The following is a 21,133-nucleotide window of genomic DNA, read 5'->3' on the forward strand; positions in this document are numbered from 1 at the left end:
TTTTTTTAAAAATAATTGAGCTGCGTCAGATTTCGTATTGCCTTTTTCTCTAAATCGAAGATTTTAATTTTCATGGGAGTTGAACAAGACTTTTTGTTTACCCTTACATCTATGCTATTTAGTAAACACCCTTGAAAAGGTCCAAACGGAATTTGGCATACTGGCAATGGCCCATAACTTGCTGAAAGTGGTGGGCCTATTGTGCAGAAACTACCTTATAAAACGAAAAATCAAAAAAGAAGGTGGAGAAAAACGATTTATTTTTCTCCACCTTCTTCATTTTAGGGATTTTTTAGACAGCCCCTTCATTATTTATGAATTCACCATAGAACTTGCAAGTTCTTCAATTACTTTTGCTGTTTTTACTACATCTTCCGCAACTAATAAGTGCGTGCAGTTTTCAAACGGAATCACTTCAGAATTCGGAATCTGTTCCTTCATGTATTCCGCTGTTTCTTTTGAGTAAAGTGTACTCTTTTCTCCATACACAATTTGTGTTGGTACAGTGATTTGTGGTAACACGTCACGATAATCGCCAACTGCCATCGCATGCCACATTGCCGCTAATACATGAGGGGTATTGCCGTTGACTACTAAATTGAGCTGCTCTTCCATCATTTCACCAGTCAAGTATGGGACGGTTACTTTAAAGAAAGGCTTTGCGAATTCCTTCAAGCTATCATTGATCACTGTCAAATCATTCAATGAGTCTTCCCGCGTATATTTACCGTGATAAAGACCTAAATTCCAATCCTCTTCATTGACTAATTTTGGTGTCATGTCGAACAACGATACGGCCTTCAATCTGGATACACCGAAGTTTTTTACATACTCGAATGTCGTAGAAACCCCCATCGAGTGTCCAACCAATGTGACATTCATCAAGTTAAGATGCTCCATTAGTTCTTCCAAATCGGAAGCGAATCTCTTCAATGTCAAACCATGCTCCGGGCGATCAGAAGCGCCATGTCCCCTCAAATCAAAAGACACTACATTGAACTTTTTGCTCAATTCTTCAAATGGTTGATCGAATGCTTTATGATCCGATGACCAGCCATGGACGAGCACAATCGGTTGTCCTTCTCCTTTTTGCTGATAATACAATTTGACGCCGTCACTTGTCTCGAAAAATGCCATGATGCTTTCCTCCTTCTATTAGGTCTCAACATAAAGTTGTTGTTAAATTGTTTATAAAAACACTTTATTGCATAATTTTTTCTACCATAAATAAAGTTACTCCTGCATTATCTGAATAATGTTGCCGCATGTATCGTCGAAGACAGCTATTGTGACTTCGCCCATTTGTACAGCTGTAGATGCTATTTCTCATTTATAAAAATTAATATGCATTCGTTATATGACTTCCCCATTCACGGTTAGGTTGCAACCAGCTGACGCTTCTATCCACAATTAAATCGCCCAGTGTTCCTTCGTAATTCTTGCGGTATGGTTTAATAAATTCTTCCGCAAGCCAGCTATCTCTCGTGCCTTGCCATGTTTCATAAATAATCAAGTCATCCGGCTGATCCAGATCGTCCGATACAATGGCGCTAATGAATGCCTTCTCGGATGACATCTCCTCAATAAGGGAAGATAGCTCCTTGCGGAATTCTTCTTTCTTCCCTGGTTTAGCCTTAAAACGAATATTGAGTTGAACTTGTTGATTGGTCATATTGACTCCTCCTATAAATTATATATTTTGCGGCGATTCGGTTACACCATTCCCCATTAACCTTTTTTCCGGACTATTTGTAATCTCTGCGCAGTGAAATTATACCTGTGCTAGCCCGCCATCTACGAACAATTCTACACCCGTCAAGTAACTGCTTTCGTCTGAAGCAAGGAAAGATACAGCGTTTGCTACTTCTTCAGGTGTCCCAACTTTTCCAGCTGGAACAGTATTTCTGCTATTTTCCAGTACCTCTTCAAGTGCATCACCAAAAAGCTCATCATATGCAGGTGTAAGAATACCTCCTGGACTAACCACATTTACACGGATTTCAGTACCTTTTAGGTCAAGAATCCAGTTGCGAACTAGTGCTCTTAATGCTGCTTTAGATGCTCCATATACACTAAACGCTGGGTTGCCAATTGACCCAGCAGTAGAGCCCGTTACAATAATAGAACCTACTTTATCCGGGAATAGTGATAACGCTTTTTGAACAGTAAAGATGGTTCCTTTAACGTTAATGTCAAACGTTCTATCAACCTGCTCTTCTGTAATTTCACCTAATGGAAGGAAGTTGCCGGTGCCTGCATTAGCAAAAAGAATGTCCAACTTACCTTTTTCCTGCTTTATAATGTCATAAAGTTTGTCTAAGTCTTCAAGCTTAGAAATATCACCTTGAACACCGGTTACGTTCTTGCCAATTTGGTTAACAGCTTTATCAAGTTCGTTTTGTCTACGTCCCGTGATATAAACATATGCACCTTCGTTTACAAATTTTTGTGCTGTAGCAAGACCAATCCCACTTGTTCCACCCGTTACAAGCGCTATTTTACCTTCAAATTTACCCATATTTAACACTCCTTTAAAATTAATTTATGTCTAGTACCTTTAAGTACTTGAAGAACAACTCACAAGATATAGTATCCTTCAGTAAGCACATTAACGGAAGTACCCACTTTTTAGTGATATAGTAACTAAAAAGTAATAAATGTGGAATGGAGAGGTTTAGACTTGAAAAAATTTAGTTGTGGTTTTGAAGTGACAAAGGAAGTTATTGGCGGAAAATGGAAAGGTCTTGTATTACACTTTTTAATGAATGGACCAAAGAGAACGAGTGAATTAAAGCGCATTGTCCCAAATATAACTCAGAAAATGCTGATTCAAACACTTAGAGAGCTTGAAGACAGTGGACTTGTGAGCAGAAAGATGTATAATCAAGTACCACCGAAGGTTGAATATTCATCCACTGAACTTGGAGAATCTCTTAAACCAATCTTGCAGGAGCTCTGTGAATGGGGAAGCCATTATGCGGAGCAAGAGTATGCAGAAGGTGAATTTGAAATCGCACAACCAGAAGAGGCTTCTTAAAGAGGAAACCACCTTTTAACACCTTATATGTAAGGTATTTTATTGTTGTACTAAGATTTGGCCATTTTAATTCGAAGTAGATGGCCTCGACTGTAATACAATCAATAATGAAATAGGAATAATCCACTTATTATCATTAAAAAATTGTCTCATCTATTCTCCACTGATTTATTATCGATAGTAGTCAAGATATATAATACTGTTGATTTGAAAGAAATTTGATAAGTTTGATTAAAAATACCTCACAAACCCGTATTTTATGATAAATAAGAAGAACCTATTTTGAAAAAAGGATTAATCAAAATGGGCTCTTTCTTTGTGAAGTATTGTTCAATTTTTATAAAAAAGTTTGATCATTTCCTATCTAAATTGTTCCACAATCGCGCCCGATTGTGGAATATATGCTTTTTTAGCAATTAAATTAGATTTCAAAAGTATTTAACTATGTCCAATTCAATACACAATCTATCTTGATAAAGTATTAATTAACCTCTTTTATCGTTAATTCTTGTTCCGGTGTAAATGTAATGTAGTAATCATAAATTTCTTCACCATTCATGACGCTTTTATACTCTATTTCTGCTAAAACATAATTGATGGATTCACTATTCAATTGCTTCTGTATTTCCTGGCTCTGTTGCAACATTTGTTCTTTCGTTAAATTGCCTTTTTCAATTTCCAGCATAATGTGAATCGGCCTTGGTGTTTTCAACTGCGGCGTCCATTCCTCGTCAATTTGGTTGTATACTTCCACATTTGTATCAACTGAATCGACTTGCGGCACTTTTTTCTGAAGGAGCGTAAGAATATACTGCTCTGCCTCCGCGTTTAGCTTTTCGGATGCCGCTTTGTCTATCTTGGATTCATGGATTGTATCACTAAAAACTTCATACGGTTCGAAAGCGGAGACATGGAAGGTATAAGTGTTTTCAACTGCAGTCGTGTCCTTTTTTACCACTTTAAACTCATAAGTGCCATCGGACCATCCATATCCTACAGACCGCTTGATCTCGTAGTCCATGTCCGGATAAGTTTGTTCTAAAAAATTTTCAAGGCTCTCCTTTGCTTTGTGCTTGTCGATTGTATTTCCGCTCATTTGCATGTAAGCGAATACTACGGCTGCAATTAATAAAATTACAATCACACTGTATATTATTTTCTTTATCATATTTAATTTTCCTCTCTTGCTTTAAGTATACAAAAGCCAATAATGATTCCAATAAAAGTAAACAGCAGGTGGATAACTAAGGACGTCAGTGCTATTAGAAGAGCTTCCGAAAAACTTTCAGCATAGAATTCGCCGAACCAATCTGTCATATATGACAGGCAATTCCATATGAAATTCGGTATTCCTGCAAGCAGGATGGCAACGAGCGCCGATCGGTAAAATAGATACGTAACCGCACCCAAAAGGGCATAGGTCAGGATAAAGCCGCTATTGTCTTTCATAATGGTCGTGCCGATAGCCAATATCAAAGCAATGGATACAAAGAAAATCTGTATGGTCGCCAATTTCAACGTTATATTTCGAATCATTTTGTTAGAAACACCGCTTACGTTTACTTCCGTGGGAAGAGGAATTTGTGATTGTTCTGCGATTTGGCGGCATTTTTGGCAACTTTTCAAGTGTTCCTCGATAAATTGTTTTGTCTCTAGCTGCAACAAGTCTTCTTCGTATAAAGGCAAAAGGTCTTGCACAACCGCACATTCTTTTTTCATAAAGTCTCCTCCATTAATTTTTGAATCTTTAATTTCAACCGATGAAATGTCACGCGCGTATAATTCTCTGATTTGCCAATCAAAATGCCGATTTCTGCAAAACTCAGTTCTCCGTATATGCGTAGCAATATGATTTCCCTAGAGGCATCATCCAGTTTCGAAATATGATGTAAGAGTATTTTTGTTTCTTCATTAATTTCCGCCATCTCTTCCAGTGAATGGGTTTCATTATCTGGAAGAGATGCAAGTTTTTGCATTAAGCTTTGCTGATACTTATTTTTTCGGTAATACTTTTTTAATAAATTATTCGCAATCGAGAACACCCAAGTCGACAAGGTGGAATGTCCATTAAATGATGCGATGTTTTTACATGCCTCATAAAAGGTATCGTGGCAAAGGTCTTGAGCTGTTGCCTGATTCCCTGTCTTAGCATAAAAAAACGTATAGATTTTCGGATGAATTTTTTCGTATTCTTCTTCAAGCTTCTTCATAACGCCCTCTCTCTCTTGCTGTTCTTAATATTAATACCTTGGTTATCTGTTTCGTTACATTTTTTTGAAAAATATTTATCTATTACTTATGTCAAAATTGTTCTAATATTTCGCTGTATATTCAAGTATGACTAGTTGCCAGCCTATACTATTTAAAATATCGTTAATAAAAATATTTAATTGGATTGTCTTATCCAATAAATAAGGAAGGTGCCCAAATGGACACCTTCCTTATTGAAATTACAATTCATCTGACAAGTAGATTTCTAAAAATGCATTAGTAAATGGAATTGCCAAAACAAATAGCGATTATTGTTCTTTTTTCCCAGCATTCAAATATTCATCTTTTAAAATCGAATAGTACGCGCTATCTGCTAATACACCTTTGATTATTTCGCTTTTACGAAGGGTCCCTTCACGTTGCATACCTAAGCGAAGCAATACTTTACCAGAAGCACCATTAATAACACCATGTGCTGCATGTACACGCTCTAACCCTAATTCTTTGAAGGCTAATTCTAGTATCAGTTTTCCAGCTTCAGTCATATAGCCATTGCCCCAATACTTTCTATTTAATGTAAAACCAAGATCCCTGCTTTTATTCCAGTCATCCACTCTAAACTCAATAGCACCTATCATTTTATTGCTATCTTTTAAGACAATTGCATATTTACCGATAGGCTCTTTGACAAAATAATTTGCAATCATACTTTGAGTTTGTTCCAAATCTTTATGTGGACTGTATAAAAAACGCGTTGTTTCTTCATCAGATGTATATTCAAACATATCTTCAGCATCATTAAACGAAACTGGTCGTAATAAGATACATTCCCCTTCTATTTGACTATTCTTAACTAATAAAAGATTAAAATTACTCATGACTCTCTCCAATTCATATAACAATCTATTTCGACTCACTAAATTATCCTAGCACAATTAATTTATTCCGAACAGTTATACCAATCTAAAACTTTTAAATATTTAGATAACTTTTTATATCTAAGTTTAGATTAGCCATTCAGCTAAACAGTCATAGTATCTCCTGGAAAATATGGGGTTTATAAGTATTTGCTATATAGGTTTTAATAAAGATTATTCGAGCCTCATTAATTAAATTCCAATCATTATTTCAGTTTTAGCTTATATCACCATACTAAAAAATGTATAGATTAATCGTTATTCCTCTACTTTCGATGTAACGAATTGAGTGAAAAACGAAAGAATCTTTTGGTAAACTGCAATTTCATTTTCTTTTTTAGAGAATCCATGTCCCTCGTTTTCAGGTAGCATGTACTCGACATCTCGGCCTTTATCTTTTAAAGCTTGTACGATTTGATCTGATCCTGCTTTTACCACACGTGGATCATTGACTCCTTGGATGACGAGCATTGGTTTTGTCATGGTTTCAAGGTACGTAATTGGTGAATATTCAATCAGCTTTTCTTTATCTCTGTCATTTCCTACCCATTGGTCCATCATCGGCTTCCATTCTTCAGGAACTGAGTTGATAAATGATAACAAATCAGATGGGCCAAAAATATCGACTACAGCTTTGAAATCATCCGCATGGCGACCGTGAAGTAATAAGGTCATGTAGCCACCATAGCTTCCCCCCCATCAATAAAATATTACCTTTTTCAGCATATCTGTTATTAATGGTCCATTCAAGACCTGACACATTGTCAAGGCATGGGCCGTATCCCAGGTATCAGTCGCTCCAATAATTGGATTCAAAAAGGACTCTTTAATTTAACAAAAACTCCTCTTCCTTACTCGCCACTAAATGTAATTCATGCATAGCTCGGGGTTAATGCTGTAAAAAAGTTATTCATTTCTTCACTCCCAAATTTCAAACAAAATGGCCTGTTAATGGAATCAAATAATTAAAGTTTTTAAACAACTTTATTGTAACTTAAACGACTTTATTTGTAATGAAACAACTTTATTGTCACTCAACAGCAGCGCGACAAGTTTTGTTATAAGCGCTAATATGTGAAAAAACAAGGGATCTCTTCAGAAATCCCTTGTTTTTTCACACATAAGGAAGGGTATCGTCAATACCCATCGACACCATCCATTTGTGGATCTTGCCCTGTAATTGATCAGTGCACGAAAAGTAAGAAGCAATAAAAAAAAAACTAATTCAACGTCATGTCTGACAAGACTATCCAGATGCAGCAGAAGACTAGAGACACCATTATGAAATCAAAGAATTATATGGGGAAAACAAAGAGACGGTTGAAGGAGTCGTTGCCGATGCCAAAGAAAAGCATGGTATGCGATAAACAAATCTTAGGGGTCTTAAAAAATTGTCTAGGCAGGCGATGCTAACTTTTGCTGCCCAAAACCTGAAAAAGTTAGCGAGCTGGGCGTAATAGAAGATGAAATTAGGTTGGATTACGGCTACCCTTAAATAAAACGTCGAAATGATATCATCAAAAGGATGATGTCATTTCGACTTCTTCTTGATGAATCACAACTTAAGCTTGGTAGGGGGGAAGTTCCATCACTTTCAGTTTGCCATTCACTATTTTAACTGTGTACGTAAAAGTATTGGTGATTTTGTCGAACTCCCTTACCCCGAACCGCGTGCCGTCTTCATTTTTAAACGCAACGACAAACGTATACACGTCTTTGCTCACTTCAGTCCGACTCAGAATCTCTTTCAGTGAAACTTTAGGTCCTAACTCCAAATACTGTTTTACTAGTGCATGCTTATCATTAAGGTCAGTCTCAGAAAATAAATTTCTGAGTCCTTGATAGCTCCCTCCGTATAATTCGACAAGTGCTTCAGCATCCTGACTAGCGATAGCCTGCATATAGACCTCAAGTGTCTCTTGTGGGTTCACAGTGACAACTTCCTTTTTACTCTCTTTCTGAGAAGTTGCTGAAGAATTCAATGTTACATCCTTCTTCCACGTTATCACTTTTCCCTTGCTATCGGCAAATAGAAAAACAACCTCCCCTTGCTCACCCTTCATCGTATCCGGGTAGATGAACCCTGAAAACTGCCCGTCTCCACTAATGTAAAAGCCGTCTTCCCCATTCGCCCCATGTTCCCTCGCTGCTTGGACTGTGTTGACAATCCGGTGTTTCTTGGAATTCCACTTCATTTCGGCTAGCGTAAATCCTTCTGGCACCTGTTTCACGACGAAGTCGAAACTGTTGCCCTCAATCGGTTTTGGTGTCTGGTCAATAATGACGAGAATTTCCTTCATAGGCTCCTCTTTCACGACCTCTTTATCGTCAGCAATAACACCATCAGCTGCATTATCCTCTTTTTCTAGAAGCATCAACGTCAGGTTCTTTTTCCACGTTACTTCTTCACCTTTCGAATTGGTGAATCGGAAAACAACTTCTCCTTCATCCCCTCTCATCGTGTCTGGATAGATGAACCCTGAAAACTGCCCGTTTCCACTAATGTAAAATCCGTCTTCCCCATTAGCACCATGTACTTTGGCTTCTAGAACCGTATTGACAATCCGGTGTTTCTTGGAATTCCACTCCATTTCGGCTAGCGTGAATCCTTCTGGCACCTGTTTCACGACGAAATCGAAACTATTGCCCTCAGTCGGTTTCGGCGTCTGATCAATAATGATGAGTACTTCCTTCTGAGGATTTACTTTAGCATCTTCTTTCGTAGCACTGCCTTGATTGGTTTCAGATGGCTTCGCATGAATGGTATCCGATGCCTCAGGTTCTTTTTCCGAGGCACAACCACTCGTCATAAGAAGCACGAATAGTACTGAAACGATATAGCCGTATTTTTTGTTATTCATGTAGTTCTCCTCTGCTTTCATATAAAGTAAAAGAAAATGCGACACCGTTATTCGTATTCATCACACCAAACTCACTATGATGGAGCTCTAGGATGTGTTTGACTATAGATAGTCCCAGACCCGTTCCTCCAGATTTCCGATCTCGAGAACGCTCAATTCGGTAGAATTGGTCCCATACTCTGCTTAAATCGGTCTCAGCAATTGGCATTCCCATGTTCTCGATGACCGTAAGTATCTTTCCGGAAGAATCCCGGTCGATGGTAATCGTAATGACGCTGTTTTCCACTGCATGGCGTATGGCATTGCTCATTAAATTCAGAATGACCTGTTCGATTCTTCTAGAATCCGCCGTGACGTAATGCTCTTCTTGATGATTCAACTTGTACTGAATGCTTCTGTTTTCCATTTGTTGAGAGAACGAATCCGCCAAATTTTGAACAAGTCTTGTCATAGAGAAATGTGACCATTTTAATTGAATCGCTTTGGCCTCGAATTTGGAAAGCTCTAGCATATCCATGATTAATGCATTCATCCGATCTGTCTCATTTACAATGTGATCCAGATACCGTTCTTTTTTATCTTTCGCTACTCCATCCTGCAATCCTTCCGCGAATCCTCTCACAATACCTAATGGGGTTTTTAATTCATGTGATATATTGGCAATCAGTTCTTTCCGAAGTTGTTCCGACCGTCGTTTTTCTTCCATCTCCGCTTGCAACTTATCATTCGTATTGGTCAGTTCCTGTAAGGCCGTATCCAGATTCTGAGACATCACTTCCAGATTACGGGACAGTTCTCCGAATTCATCCTTCGAATTAAGTCCGGGACCTCCCGTGAAATCCAAGTTAGCCATACGTGCAGCAGCATGGTTGAGTGTAACTAAAGGACGGGATACAATTCTGGAGTAAATCATTGACAGAATTGTAACGAGCACTAGAATCATAGGAGCAAAATAGACAAAATATTTCTTAAGTATATCGACTGCTTCCCCAACTGGTTGTAGAGAAGTCATGACAAATAAATAACGAGCAGTGGGTTCATCCGTTGCTAGCGGTTGAATCACAATCGCATATGAAACACCACTCCAATTATCTACCCATTCCAACTGAACAGGCGATCCATCTTGCAAGCGCGATTGATAGTGCTCCAACTTGGGCATCCATTCCTGGAGCGCTTCGTCGATTAGTGTATCCTGATAGAGAGGGTTATAAGAGCGATGCTCAGGCACCATCAGATCAATAATCTTCCCTTGAACCCGTGTTAACCCCATTGTGAGTTCCGTTTGATCCTTCTGAATAGTAATAGGTTGCATGACGGTATCATCTTCGTCCATAAAAATACCGTCTATCACCAATTGATCGCCGATTTGAATCCCCTTTGGAAGCGAGTCATATTCCATTCCATCCGTAGGCAGAGGAACAATGATGGTCTTATGGTTTGTTTGCAGCTCTAAAAAGTAAGGATTAAAAATTATCTGTTCAAAACTTTGATTTAAAAGTGAAGTACTCGTATCATTCTCATTCATAAATGCACCGAGCAACCGTGAGATTTTCTGACTATCGGGTACAACTTGTTCATATTGTTCCTCGAAGTGACTCATATTCTGTTCTAGAGTATGGATCTTAGACATTCGGTAAAACCGCTCGAAAAAAAGTCCTTCTGCAATCATTACAAATGAAAAAACAATCAAGATCAAACTAGTCGTAACAACAAAAAGTTTAAGGACGACTCCCTGCCTCCTCATCCTTCCAACTCGAACTTGTACCCTGCACGGATGACAGTTCCGATGCATCTGCCCTCTGCACCGAGTTTCGCCCTCAATTTTTTAACGTGGGTGTCTACTGTCCGCAAATCACCTATATAATCGTAGCCCCATACAGCATTCAGAATAAAATCTCGAGACAACACTTTCCCATAATGCTTCGTAAGAAAGAGAAGCAACTCGTATTCTTTCGGTGATAAGGAAATCGATTTTCCCTCTACGGAAACAGTATGGGACATTCTATTTACCGTCAGCCCGCCAAAGGTGAGTAAATTTCCTTCTCGACCAATCGTACCTTCCGTCCGTTTCAACAGTGCAATAGCACGGGCCACTAATACTCTTGGACTAAAAGGCTTTGTGACATATTCATCCGCACCAAGCTCGAACCCTCTCAATTGATCATCATCTTCCACCCTAGCTGTGATCATAATAATCGGAACATCTGAATTCCTGCGAATCTGCCTGCACACTGAAAACCCATCCAGTTCTGGCATCATAATGTCCAGCACGATTAGGTCAATGGCTTGTCGTTCAAAAATCTCGAGTGCGAGATTACCGTTCTCCGCTTCGTACACGTCCCATTGTTCCTTTTTGAAATAATCCGTTATAAACTCACGCATCAGCAAGTCATCTTCGACTAATAATAAATTTCTTTTCATGTCTTTCCTCTCCACATCTATCCACGTCGCCCTATCACTATGGGACATGAATACTAGTATGATTTCATTCTTCATACACCTCCAGCAGGACTATCTAAACCGAGTATAGAAGATTCCTGTGTACGTCGTGTGAACATCTTGTATGAATTTCTTTAAGAATAGCACGGACTAGTTTGTGATAGTAGAGTAACTGTGTTTATCTCCAGCAATAAAATGATATTTTCGAGTACCCCGTCATACTAGCCCATAAAGGGGTATCGCCAACATTTCGGAAATTTTGTACGCTAAGCAAATTCAAACATAAAAAAGTCGAATTCCCTGTACGTTAAGGAACCGACTTTTTTGACTTCTTCAAGTAGTCGAGTAGAAGGGAACCTCTCTACCTACGGTAGATTGTGTTCCTCCCCCCTCACAGAACCGTGCTTGCGCTATTTACGCACACGGCTCCTCCTAGTCATCATTCACAAAATATAGCTAATCTCTTTTCTTAAGTCGTATATATTCACCTTAATTCTTGGTGAAGGTAACGGATATTTATGAAGAAAGAGATTGAATTTATCCCAAGTAAAGGATTTCCTTTGACTTCTTCTGTTGAGCCATTTAAATAGTAAGTATTGGATTTTGTCTTTGAATTGGTGAACACTTGGAGTGTTATCCGTAATGCAATAGTAGTTGTAATAACCTACAAGTGAGCGTTTAAATCTATCCATAATCATATGAATATCATTATTTCGGTTCTTCTTTATCCATTCTTTAGATTCCTTTAGTTTAGCTTGTAGCTTTTTCCTACTTGATTTCCGTTTCACACGAAAGTGTCCAGTTTTACTCTTTCCACAGTAGTGTGTAAAACCTAGGAAATCAAAGGTGTCAGGTTTTCCATTTCCCTTTAGTTTTGCATCTTTCTCCGCAAACCTCCCGAAGGGAATGATTTTGGTTTTATCCTCTGCTATTTCTAAGTTAAACTTCTGTAATCTCAGCTTCAATGATTGAAAGAATTCCTGAGCTTCGCTCTTATATTGGAAGCAACACACAAAATCATCTGCATATCTAACTATGTATGCATGTCCTTTACACTGTTTTTTAACTTCCTTCTCAAACCACAGGTCCAGAACATAATGAAGGTATAGATTGGCTAGAACCGGAGAGATGACTCCACCTTGCGGTGTGCCTTTATCTGTCTTGTATTTCTTTCCTTCCTCCATGTATCCACCTTTAAGAAACCTACCAATTAATCTTAGTAAGTTAGGGTCAGTAATTCGCAGTTTTAAGAACTCCATCATCCATATGTGGTCAACGTTGTCAAAGAACCCTTTAATATCTACATCTACTATATAATTTACTGATTTCTTTTCAATGTAATGATTTAATATTTTCAAAGCATCGTGGCAGTTACGATTTGGGCGGAACCCAAAAGAGCAGTCTAGAAAATCGTTTTCATAGATGGCATTTAGTATTTTAGTAATGCCTCTCTGTACAATCTTATCTTCATGTTCCGGTATCCCCAACGGTCTTTTCTTGTTGGAGTTAACCTTAGGAATATACATTCTCCTTACGGGAACTGGATGATAACTTTTACTTTTAAGCCTACTTACTAAATCTTCTATATTTTCCTCTAGTGTTTCACCGTATTGCTCTTTAGTTGTGCCATTAATCCCCGTTGCCTTCTTATTAGGTAATTCAAGATGACATTGAACTAGAGATTGCTTATTTAGTAAATGTACAATAGATGTAAATTTCATTTTCGGATCAGATTTTGCTAATTCTGCTATCCTTAATAGTTTTGTTTCCATTTAGTATTCCTACCTCCGAGTGTAGTAAATGTGTCCCTAGTAAGGGTGATAACTTGGTAGCAGCCTTTCCTCCATCGGCATTACCCAACTTCATTGGTACTACGCTGCTATCCGACTCCCTAAACGGCATTTGGTTTCCTTGCTTATTATCACTTGTACACCATACTCTTCACTAAGAAGAGACCGCTAGGGTCTCCCGAGTTGCCGTATCATATCCATGTGTGACGTGCCAAGGTCTCTGACCCCAGAGAGGCTTTATCCTTCTTGCCTTTAACGATGGATAAAATGTAGCTTTCTGCCGTGCTTAAAGCATCAGCCCTCTCGATTTACTAACATTATGGAGCTCAATCCCTTCAACCAGTTGGCTTTCGGCCCGCCACCTAACTGTCTACGCTTAAAGGCTAATGTTACCATTAGCCCTCCAAGACTCGCTACGAGTGAATGGCTAGTTCTTTCTCGGCGGGAATCCCACCCGCTATATGATACGACCTATGCTCGGCCGCACAAGCACCCGTTAGTTGAGCAACTACATATCAATTATTTGACTTGACTTCCAATCAAAATGTCTTTTAACTGGTCAACACTTTGGACAATATAAGTAGGGTTAGAATGAGTTAGTTCTTCATAAGAACCATATCCATAAGTTACTCCAATAGAGTCAATACCGTTGTTATTTGCCCCAATGATATCGTGCTTCTTGTCACCAATCATAATAAAGTCATCTAGTTTATGCCCATTGTGCATATCGAGTATGTATTGTATAACCTCAGTTTTTGCTGTTCTTGTTCCATCAAGATTACTTCCAACAACAAGGTCAAAATATTGGTCAATATTAAAATGAATCAGTACTTTTTCAGAAAATACAGTAGGCTTTGATGTTGCAACAACTAAAGTGAAATTTAGAATCTTGCAGTTATTGAACTAACCTGCAAGTTACTTTAAGTGCATTTTGCACAATCTCTTATCTATCTAAATATAAATATCCAATTAATTTCTAAAAATGAGCACCAAAAACGGTTGTTAATGGAACCCCGAAATAATCTTATCAAAAACATTCGATTTAGAATTCAGTACTTTTCTGCGTAATAAACCATATTTAAAAAGACCGTAGATATATATAATACGGCAAATATTGTGAGTGTGTGGAAGGAAATTAGATCAATATTTGAAGTTGGGTTAAAAATCAGCATTAAAATAATCACATAACTAACACACCAAAAATAGTTAATATAAATGGCACGTTCTCGAATCTTTTGAGCACATTCGTCTTTTTCCGTAAAGTGAGGCGCTAAATAAGCTAAACCAAAAGACATAATCGTTAAAGCAATAGTCATTAACCTATCTGGAAATCTCCCGTTAATGATAGATGTGCCATTAACTATCACAGCATTAAATAGCATAACGCCAATAATTAAGAAGACTACTCTTTTGTTGTTCAACGATTTTCCTCCTCATAAATAAAAATAAGTAATGATAATTAATTGAATAATGAAATGATTAAAAGTAAAAAAATTAAAGTATCGGCATAGCGTCATTAAGTGATTCAAAGAATACTATGACGCGCTACATATCGGTGAGGAAGTAATGATTGAATTACATGAGGGCAAACTCGTGATTAAGCCAATTTTCAAAGTAGACGAGGATTTTGCGGAGAATTGCACAGTGTTTCACAAAGAATTAACCCGTTTTGAACAAAGTTTGTTCAAAACGGGCTCTTTTAATTTTACTTAAAATATGGGTCTGTGTGTCGTTTTTGTTTAAACTTTATTCTAAAGCTACAATATACTAATGTCTTTTTGTTTAATCTATATTACGGGTTTAATGACTAGTTCACTTACATCGACATACTCAGGCTGTTCTAGCGCATAGACTATAGCACGAGCAATAGCCGTCGCTGGGAGAGTGGTACGCCGGTATTCCTTCATGATTTCCTTTGCCTCGTTGTCGGTAATGCTCTCGGCTAGTTCTGATTCCGTTACCCCCGGCGATATAAGGGTCACACGGATGCCTTGCCCTGCAGTCTCTTGCCGCAGTCCATCCGTTATGGCACGTACAGCATATTTGGTCGCGCAGTAGACAGCTGCTGTCGGGCTCACTTCGTAGGCGCCGATGGAAGCGATATTGATGAAATGTCCGAAACCTTGTTTTTTCATGACCGGAAGACCTGAGGCAATGCCATGGAGAACACCGCGAATATTGACATCAATCATTCGGTTCCATTCCTTAATTTTGAGTGCTTCCAGTGAAGAAAGCGGCATCACCCCTGCATTATTGATTACAGCGTCCACTCGTCCAAAACGGCTTTGGGCTACTTCAATGATCGCCTGCATCTGTTCCATTTCTGTCACGTCGAGCTGTTGAATGACTACAGAACCGCCATCCTTTTTAATGTCAGATGCCAATACCTCTAGTCTTTCTACACGCCTTGCCCCGATGACAACATGAGCGCCTAGACTTGCGAGCAGTCGGGCTGTTGTTTCACCAATTCCGCTGCTTGCTCCCGTAATCACCACTACTTTTCCATTAATTACAGTCATCATTCCTTGCTCCCTTCACTAGGTTTCTCTAAATATAGCACCATACCTGCATGGTAAAGCACTCCATCTATAAAATCACCATCAGCAGTAAAGCCTGTATCATCGACATATTCGATATGATTGCCTTTGATGGTATAGCTACCTTGATAGGCGCTTTTTTTGTTGCCACGTGCTTCGTCATACCGTCCGTTCGGCAGTAACTCGTGCCGAATATGACCGTCCGCAGTTACCCATATGCCTACATAGGGATATAAATTAGCATGTTCTTTTTTCATTTCATTATCTCCTTCCACATGTAAACGATAGGCAGCACTAAAACCTAGATAGAATTAAAGTGAAAAAATTTACCGAAGAGCAGAACAGAAACGTGCTCTATTCCGTACTATCTCATTGAAATACCTGCCCATAAACATATTATGAATCTTTGTGCTAAAGGGAAGGTAGCCGATATTTACGAAATAATTGCCTAATCCTCCAATAAAATATAGTATAGTGACTAAGGAATCCATAAGTGTTGATGGAAAAGATGGAGGAACTGCCATGGAGCGAATTAAGGAATTAGCAGAGTTGATTGAGAGAAACGTAACGGTGGATGGGACGTCTGAGACCTGTATACCAGGCTTGCGATTTGTTCGGGCCTCCCACGTTTCTGAACCTGTTTACTCTGTTTATGAACCTTCCCTGTGCATTGTGGCTCAGGGAACAAAATTAGTCATGCTCGGTGAAGAAACCTATCAGTACGATTCGGCCAGTTATTTGACTGCGTCTGTTCATTTGCCGATTACAGGCCAGGTCGTGGTGGCTTCACCTGAAGTACCTTATTTATGTATAAATTTACAGCTTGATATGAATCAGATTTTCGAAGTCATTCAATCATCGAATCAAGGAATTTCCAGTGACTCCACAGGACGTGGTCTGGAAATCACCCTTATAAACGAATCACTCCTGGAAGCGGTATTGCGGCTTATCAGGCTGCTGGAAACTCCAAAGGATATACCAGTCCTTGCCGCAAGTATTAAGCGTGAGATCATTTACCGGATTCTACAGAATGATGAGAATAATTCCTTGAAGCACTTTGCACTTGTAGGCAGTCAGGCCCAGCGCATTGCAAAGGTGATTGGGGTATTGAACCGTGAATTCGCTCAACCTTTAAAGGTGGAGGACTTAGCGAAAGAGGCCAGAATGAGCGCCTCATCCTTCTATCAACATTTCAAGGAAATCACAGGCATGAGCCCGATCCAGTATCAGAAACAGCTTCGGCTGCAGGAGGCACGCCGAATGCTTTTAACGGAAAGACTGGAAGCGGCTGAAGCAGCGTTCCAGGTAGGTTATGAAAGTCCATCGCATTTCAGCCGAGAATACAGCCGCAAGTTTGGCCTGCCCCCAATGAAAGACATACAACATTTGTGGGAAAGGTTTGAATAAAAAGAAAATACGTTTTTCTAATGTGGAGGAGATTCTAAGCTATTTTGATAGCCTTTTTATAACGCTATCTTACTTACTAATTCTATAAGGTTTATTCATTCTTTAAACTCATGATTATTACAAAGCAGGAAATACGTTAGAAGTATTAATAATAAGGAAGGTGTCCTTAGACACCTTCCTTATTTAATGTATAGATAATTCATTAAAACATTTACTTCCAATTGATTTTTCGCTTTTTAAATATACCTTAATAGCAATCAAGTTGTTTGAAAAATTAAAAGTAATTATACATACATCAAATTATAGTAAATAAAAAGTCATTTAGTCTACTCATCCATAAGGCTGGCGACTATTTACTGCTTAACTATGTCGTAACAATAAAAAAGGCTTTACTCCTTATTGAAGTAAAGCACCCATAGTCTATGGTGTAATATTTTACAATTATTATTTTATAAAAGAAAATTCATTTTCATTCTTATCCATTAACTCTATTATTTTATCTTCTAGGGGCTTACTCACCGTCCTTATCAGCATCGTGCATATACGGGGGTACAACCAATGTTATATTTAGGTTAGGCGTCAATAGGATTGATAATAAAGGAGCCCACATTTTAGATATGTCTAATTGCACTGACCTAAGTAAATGAGACAAATAAAAGCACCTGTCGTTGAAAAACGGGTATACAATACCTGAATTCAAAACGGAAGTGTTTTTTCTATGGGGACGAGAGTTAGTTATCCAGTTGAAGTGAAAATGAAGGCAATAGAAATGCGATTGGCCAAGGTACCTGTAAAGGAAGTAATGGAAAAATTAAGTATTCGGAACAAAACGCAATTGAAGAGATGGATGCATTGGTATCGAAATGGAGAAATTCATCGTCTCCATCAACCAGTCGGTAAACAATATACCTTCGGTAAAGGACCGGAATATGACAGTGAGACAGCCAAACTACAGGCAGAGAATCGGTATTTAAAACAGCAAATTGAAGTCTTAAAAAAGTACGCGGAAGTGGAAAGAGAGTGGCACCAAAAGTAGTGATCGAATTGGTCGAAGAATTAAAGGATGTGATGCCAATAGGCGAGAGCTGTCGTCACTTAGGTATAGGTCGTTCCTCATACTATCGTTGGAAAAAGAATGAGGATCACCTCACACCTAAAGAAACTCGAGATCAGCAGATTGATCGACTTGTGCAAACAGCATAAGTTCCGCTATGGTTATCGTAAAATTGCCGCCCTATATCCAGGAGTTTGTGAGAAGACTGTACAGCGTACTATGCAAAAAATGGTTGGCAATGTAAAGTAAAAGTGAAGAAACGCAAGCGTACTGGACAGCCCGCATATGTCGCATCGAATTTATTGGAACGGGATTTTTCAGCATCTAAACCTTTGAAGAAGCTAGTAACGGATATTACGTATTTGCCTTATGGCCAATCAATGATGTATCTTTCTAGTATTCTCGATGTGTTCAATGGCGAGATTGTGGCGCAATCTATCGGTTTCATACAAGACACTGATTTTGTGTTGGACACACTCAATCAATTGCCTGATTTACCAGAAGGATGTATTCTGCATAGTGACCAAGGTTCCGTTTATACGTCCTACGCTTATCAAAAAGCAGTCAAAGAAAAAGGAATTACCATGAGCATGTCCCGCAAAGGCACGCCGGCTGATAATTCCCCAATCGAAACGTTTTATTCCACGCTAAAGTCTGAAACGTTCTATCTAGACGCTATCTATCGCACAACGAATGCGTGTGTGATACAAATCGTCGAAGAGTACATTATTTATTATAACAATATCCGTATTCAAACGAAACTAAACAGCCGATCGCCGGTTCAATACCGACAATTGGCTGCATAATAGGGTGTTTTATTCTTGTCTCAAAAAGGGTAGTCAGTGCCAATATGTATGGTCCTTTATTTATTTATTTAATTATTCAACTACGCACCCGTTCGAGTTATAAGGTTAACCGCAAACCAATATTAATAATTAATGTAAATAATTATTCAGAAGACTATTGATGGAGTTATTTATTTCATTTATGTTAGGATTTTCTACTTTCGTATCGTTAAGGCTATATTTCCTTTTTAGTTGGATAATTCTTTCTATACTTTCATTTAATCTTTGTTCGGAAATTTCTCCATTTTCAACAGCTGTTTTTATAGAGGAGGTAACCTTTACAACATTATTATATCCATGCCCTACTAAAATAATATCGCTACCTGCCTTTACTGATTCTACCGCTGCTTTACCAATATCAACATGTTCCGTAATGGCGCCCATTGTCATATCATCCGTTATGATGACTCCCTTGAAACTAAGTTGTTTTCTTAGAAGATCCGTCATGACAGCTTTTGACATGGACGCTGGATTGTTTTTATCCAATTCGGGCAATAAGATATGGGCAACCATCACAACACCAGCTCCTTGATCGATCGCACGTTCAAACGGTATTAACTCTAGTTCTTTAAGTTCCTTAAGGCTTTTATTTACAACGGGTAATTCCAAATGGGAATCAACCAATGTATCTCCATGTCCAGGAAAATGCTTGATTGTAGAGATGACGTTTTGAGACTGTATCCCTTTCATCGTTTGAATCCCAAGTTTACTTACGATTTCTGGATTGTTCCCAAATGATCGATCCCCGATTACTGGGTTATTTGGATTGCTGTTAATATCAAGAACAGGTGCAAAATCGAGATTCAAACCAAATTCTTTTAATTCATGGCCTAAGAGTGTTCCGACTTTATAAGAAAAATCAGGATTGTTTACTTGTCCAATCTGTTTATTTGGTGGAAAGTTTACAAGTCCACCCGGCAATCTTGTCACACGTCCCCCCTCTTGGTCAACACCTAGTAAAAGCGGAAGACTCGAACTATTTTTAGCTTTGAACTGATTAACAAGTTGAACGGTTTGTGCAGGGGTGTCAAAATTATATTTGTAGAAAATAATTCCCCCGACATGGAGTTGGCTTATTAATTTTATTGCATTTGCGTCTATTGTAGTGCAGGAAACCCCAGCAAGAATCATCTGGCCAATTTTATCTTCTAAGCTCATTTTAGATATTACTTCTGAAATGTTTTGATTTTCTTGGTGATTCGATTGTTTCCCTACTTCTGCTTGTTGATTTGGGCTCTTTTCATCTTGGGCTTGCTGATTTGGTGTTTTATTAACCTGTGTATAGAGTGAGATATGGTCAACTTTAGGATTTGGCTCCAGCTCTGTTTTTACTGGTAAAACCCACAATAAGTCAGTAGAGGCCGTTGCATGATAGACAAGGATCATTTGGTCAACAGTTGAATCTTTATAGTATCGAATGGCATCGGGTTCTCCACCAATTTTCGTAATTTCATTTAAAAGAATATTTTGTAGTTCAGAATCATAAGAACGTATATCATTTACGGTCTGATCGGTATAGCCGATTGTAGAATGATGACTTTTGTATTCCTCATACCTGCCTTTAGCAGTTTCCGAAATATGGTCTGATTTTCCCCACTCTTTGTTTACTTCCTTCCATTCTGTTTTACCAGAAGCAAAGGGAATATTCGGAACCTTGCCTGCCTTAGATAAGGAAAAAGTTTCTTCTACTAATTTCTCAAGATTTGAATCCACTGTATTTTTACCGGTAGGTTGAGAAATAATTGGACTTTCTTTATCTTGCGTCGTCTGTTCGCTACTATTTTCTTTGATTGCATAATAATAAACGCCAATAATTAAGGCTAAAATTAAAAGTGGAATCGTAAAATTACGTAGTTTATTTCGTGATTTTCTTTGTTGTTTTTTCATATCCAATTTTCCTTTCTAACTTTTCGCCTTTAACTATTATGACCTTTTTTACATTTTTCGAATTAAGTTTCTGATGTTTATTTCTATTGCGTTAAATCGGCTCAATAAAGCCTGTAATTTACAGGGGATGTCATCCATTCATCCTCTA

The 21,133-nt window shown here is 38.4% G+C and carries 18 protein-coding genes and 3 pseudogenes; 4 read left to right on the forward strand and 17 right to left on the reverse strand.

Going from position 1 to position 21,133, the window contains the following annotated elements:
• Positions 1-312: 312 nt before the first annotated feature.
• The 3 genes from D0S48_RS08800 to D0S48_RS08810 all read right to left on the reverse strand — a co-directional run bounded on the left by D0S48_RS08800 (position 313) and on the right by D0S48_RS08810 (position 2,518).
• Positions 313-1,137: an alpha/beta fold hydrolase gene (locus D0S48_RS08800; RefSeq protein WP_151111321.1), complete on the reverse strand. Its 825-nt coding sequence runs from the start codon at positions 1,135-1,137 to the stop codon at positions 313-315.
• Between the two features lie 202 nt (positions 1,138-1,339).
• On the reverse strand, positions 1,340-1,672 hold the full coding sequence (locus tag D0S48_RS08805) for a putative quinol monooxygenase (protein ID WP_142540490.1): 333 nt from the start codon (positions 1,670-1,672) through the stop codon (positions 1,340-1,342).
• 99 nt (positions 1,673-1,771) lie between these two features.
• On the reverse strand, positions 1,772-2,518 hold the full coding sequence (locus tag D0S48_RS08810) for an SDR family NAD(P)-dependent oxidoreductase (RefSeq protein ID WP_036198350.1): 747 nt from the start codon (positions 2,516-2,518) through the stop codon (positions 1,772-1,774).
• 162 nt (positions 2,519-2,680) lie between these two features.
• Here D0S48_RS08810 and D0S48_RS08815 point away from each other — a divergent pair, with 162 nt between their 5' ends.
• Positions 2,681-3,037: a winged helix-turn-helix transcriptional regulator gene (locus D0S48_RS08815; RefSeq protein ID WP_144542026.1), complete on the forward strand. Its 357-nt coding sequence runs from the start codon at positions 2,681-2,683 to the stop codon at positions 3,035-3,037.
• 481 nt (positions 3,038-3,518) lie between these two features.
• Here the strand turns inward: D0S48_RS08815 and D0S48_RS08820 are convergent, their stop codons facing one another.
• From D0S48_RS08820 to D0S48_RS08840, 5 genes and pseudogenes are all read right to left on the reverse strand, one after another.
• The gene (locus tag D0S48_RS08820) at positions 3,519-4,205 is read right to left on the reverse strand and encodes a YfjL-like protein (RefSeq protein WP_151111323.1); all 687 of its coding nucleotides are present in this window, start codon (positions 4,203-4,205) and stop codon (positions 3,519-3,521) included.
• 2 nt (positions 4,206-4,207) lie between these two features.
• Positions 4,208-4,756 carry a zf-HC2 domain-containing protein gene (locus D0S48_RS08825; RefSeq protein ID WP_144542020.1) on the reverse strand — a complete coding sequence of 183 codons (549 nt, stop codon included), beginning with the start codon at positions 4,754-4,756 and terminating at the stop codon, positions 4,208-4,210.
• Complete coding sequence (locus D0S48_RS08830; protein ID WP_142540486.1) at positions 4,753-5,247, reverse strand: RNA polymerase sigma factor; 495 nt, start codon at positions 5,245-5,247, stop codon at positions 4,753-4,755. The genes D0S48_RS08825 and D0S48_RS08830 overlap by 4 nt, the downstream gene beginning before the upstream one ends.
• Before the next feature lie 309 nt (positions 5,248-5,556).
• Positions 5,557-6,126, reverse strand: coding sequence for a GNAT family N-acetyltransferase (locus tag D0S48_RS08835; RefSeq protein WP_151111325.1), 570 nt, complete (start codon positions 6,124-6,126; stop codon positions 5,557-5,559).
• Positions 6,127-6,423: 297 nt separating this feature from the next.
• Positions 6,424-6,949, reverse strand: a pseudogene (locus tag D0S48_RS08840) (alpha/beta hydrolase family protein); the annotation flags it as partial.
• 332 nt (positions 6,950-7,281) lie between these two features.
• Between D0S48_RS08840 and D0S48_RS20925 the strand changes: the two are divergent.
• Positions 7,282-7,622, forward strand: a pseudogene (locus D0S48_RS20925) (transposase); the annotation flags it as partial.
• A gap of 105 nt (positions 7,623-7,727) precedes the next feature.
• On the opposite strand, the gene D0S48_RS20605 reads toward D0S48_RS20925, so the two are convergent.
• The 8 genes from D0S48_RS20605 to D0S48_RS08880 form a co-directional block, all read right to left on the reverse strand.
• Positions 7,728-9,026, reverse strand: a complete 1,299-nt coding sequence (locus D0S48_RS20605; RefSeq protein WP_191963900.1) for a hypothetical protein — start codon at positions 9,024-9,026, stop codon at positions 7,728-7,730.
• Positions 9,019-10,656 carry a sensor histidine kinase gene (locus D0S48_RS08850; RefSeq protein ID WP_225321724.1) on the reverse strand — a complete coding sequence of 546 codons (1,638 nt, stop codon included), beginning with the start codon at positions 10,654-10,656 and terminating at the stop codon, positions 9,019-9,021. The genes D0S48_RS20605 and D0S48_RS08850 overlap by 8 nt, the downstream gene beginning before the upstream one ends.
• 110 nt (positions 10,657-10,766) lie before the next feature.
• Positions 10,767-11,447: a response regulator transcription factor gene (locus tag D0S48_RS08855; RefSeq protein WP_142540476.1), complete on the reverse strand. Its 681-nt coding sequence runs from the start codon at positions 11,445-11,447 to the stop codon at positions 10,767-10,769.
• Positions 11,448-11,908: 461 nt separating this feature from the next.
• A complete protein-coding gene (ltrA, locus tag D0S48_RS08860) occupies positions 11,909-13,237 on the reverse strand; it encodes a group II intron reverse transcriptase/maturase (RefSeq protein WP_151109567.1) in 1,329 nt (442 codons plus the stop codon).
• 537 nt (positions 13,238-13,774) lie between these two features.
• Positions 13,775-14,143 (reverse strand): HAD hydrolase-like protein, encoded by a 369-nt coding sequence (locus tag D0S48_RS08865; protein ID WP_370455755.1) that lies wholly within the window; start codon positions 14,141-14,143, stop codon positions 13,775-13,777.
• 161 nt (positions 14,144-14,304) lie between these two features.
• On the reverse strand, positions 14,305-14,676 hold the full coding sequence (locus D0S48_RS08870; protein WP_151111329.1) for a hypothetical protein: 372 nt from the start codon (positions 14,674-14,676) through the stop codon (positions 14,305-14,307).
• Positions 14,677-15,042: 366 nt separating this feature from the next.
• Entirely contained in the window at positions 15,043-15,774 is a 732-nt protein-coding gene (locus D0S48_RS08875) for an SDR family oxidoreductase (RefSeq protein ID WP_142540474.1), read from the reverse strand.
• On the reverse strand, positions 15,774-16,049 hold the full coding sequence (locus D0S48_RS08880; RefSeq protein WP_142540473.1) for an Atu4866 domain-containing protein: 276 nt from the start codon (positions 16,047-16,049) through the stop codon (positions 15,774-15,776). The genes D0S48_RS08875 and D0S48_RS08880 overlap by 1 nt, the downstream gene beginning before the upstream one ends.
• 265 nt (positions 16,050-16,314) lie before the next feature.
• Here D0S48_RS08880 and D0S48_RS08885 point away from each other — a divergent pair, with 265 nt between their 5' ends.
• Both D0S48_RS08885 and D0S48_RS08890 read left to right on the forward strand, forming a co-directional pair.
• Positions 16,315-17,199 (forward strand): AraC family transcriptional regulator, encoded by an 885-nt coding sequence (locus D0S48_RS08885; protein WP_151111331.1) that lies wholly within the window; start codon positions 16,315-16,317, stop codon positions 17,197-17,199.
• Between the two features lie 718 nt (positions 17,200-17,917).
• A pseudogene (locus tag D0S48_RS08890) lies at positions 17,918-19,059 on the forward strand (IS3 family transposase).
• Positions 19,060-19,188: 129 nt separating this feature from the next.
• Here the strand turns inward: D0S48_RS08890 and nagZ are convergent.
• Positions 19,189-20,985 carry a beta-N-acetylhexosaminidase gene (gene nagZ, locus D0S48_RS08895; RefSeq protein WP_151111333.1) on the reverse strand — a complete coding sequence of 599 codons (1,797 nt, stop codon included), beginning with the start codon at positions 20,983-20,985 and terminating at the stop codon, positions 19,189-19,191.
• Between the last annotated feature and the right edge of the window lie 148 nt (positions 20,986-21,133).

This window comes from Psychrobacillus sp. AK 1817 (genome assembly GCF_008807035.1).
GTDB lineage: Bacteria > Bacillota > Bacilli > Bacillales_A > Planococcaceae > Psychrobacillus > Psychrobacillus faecigallinarum.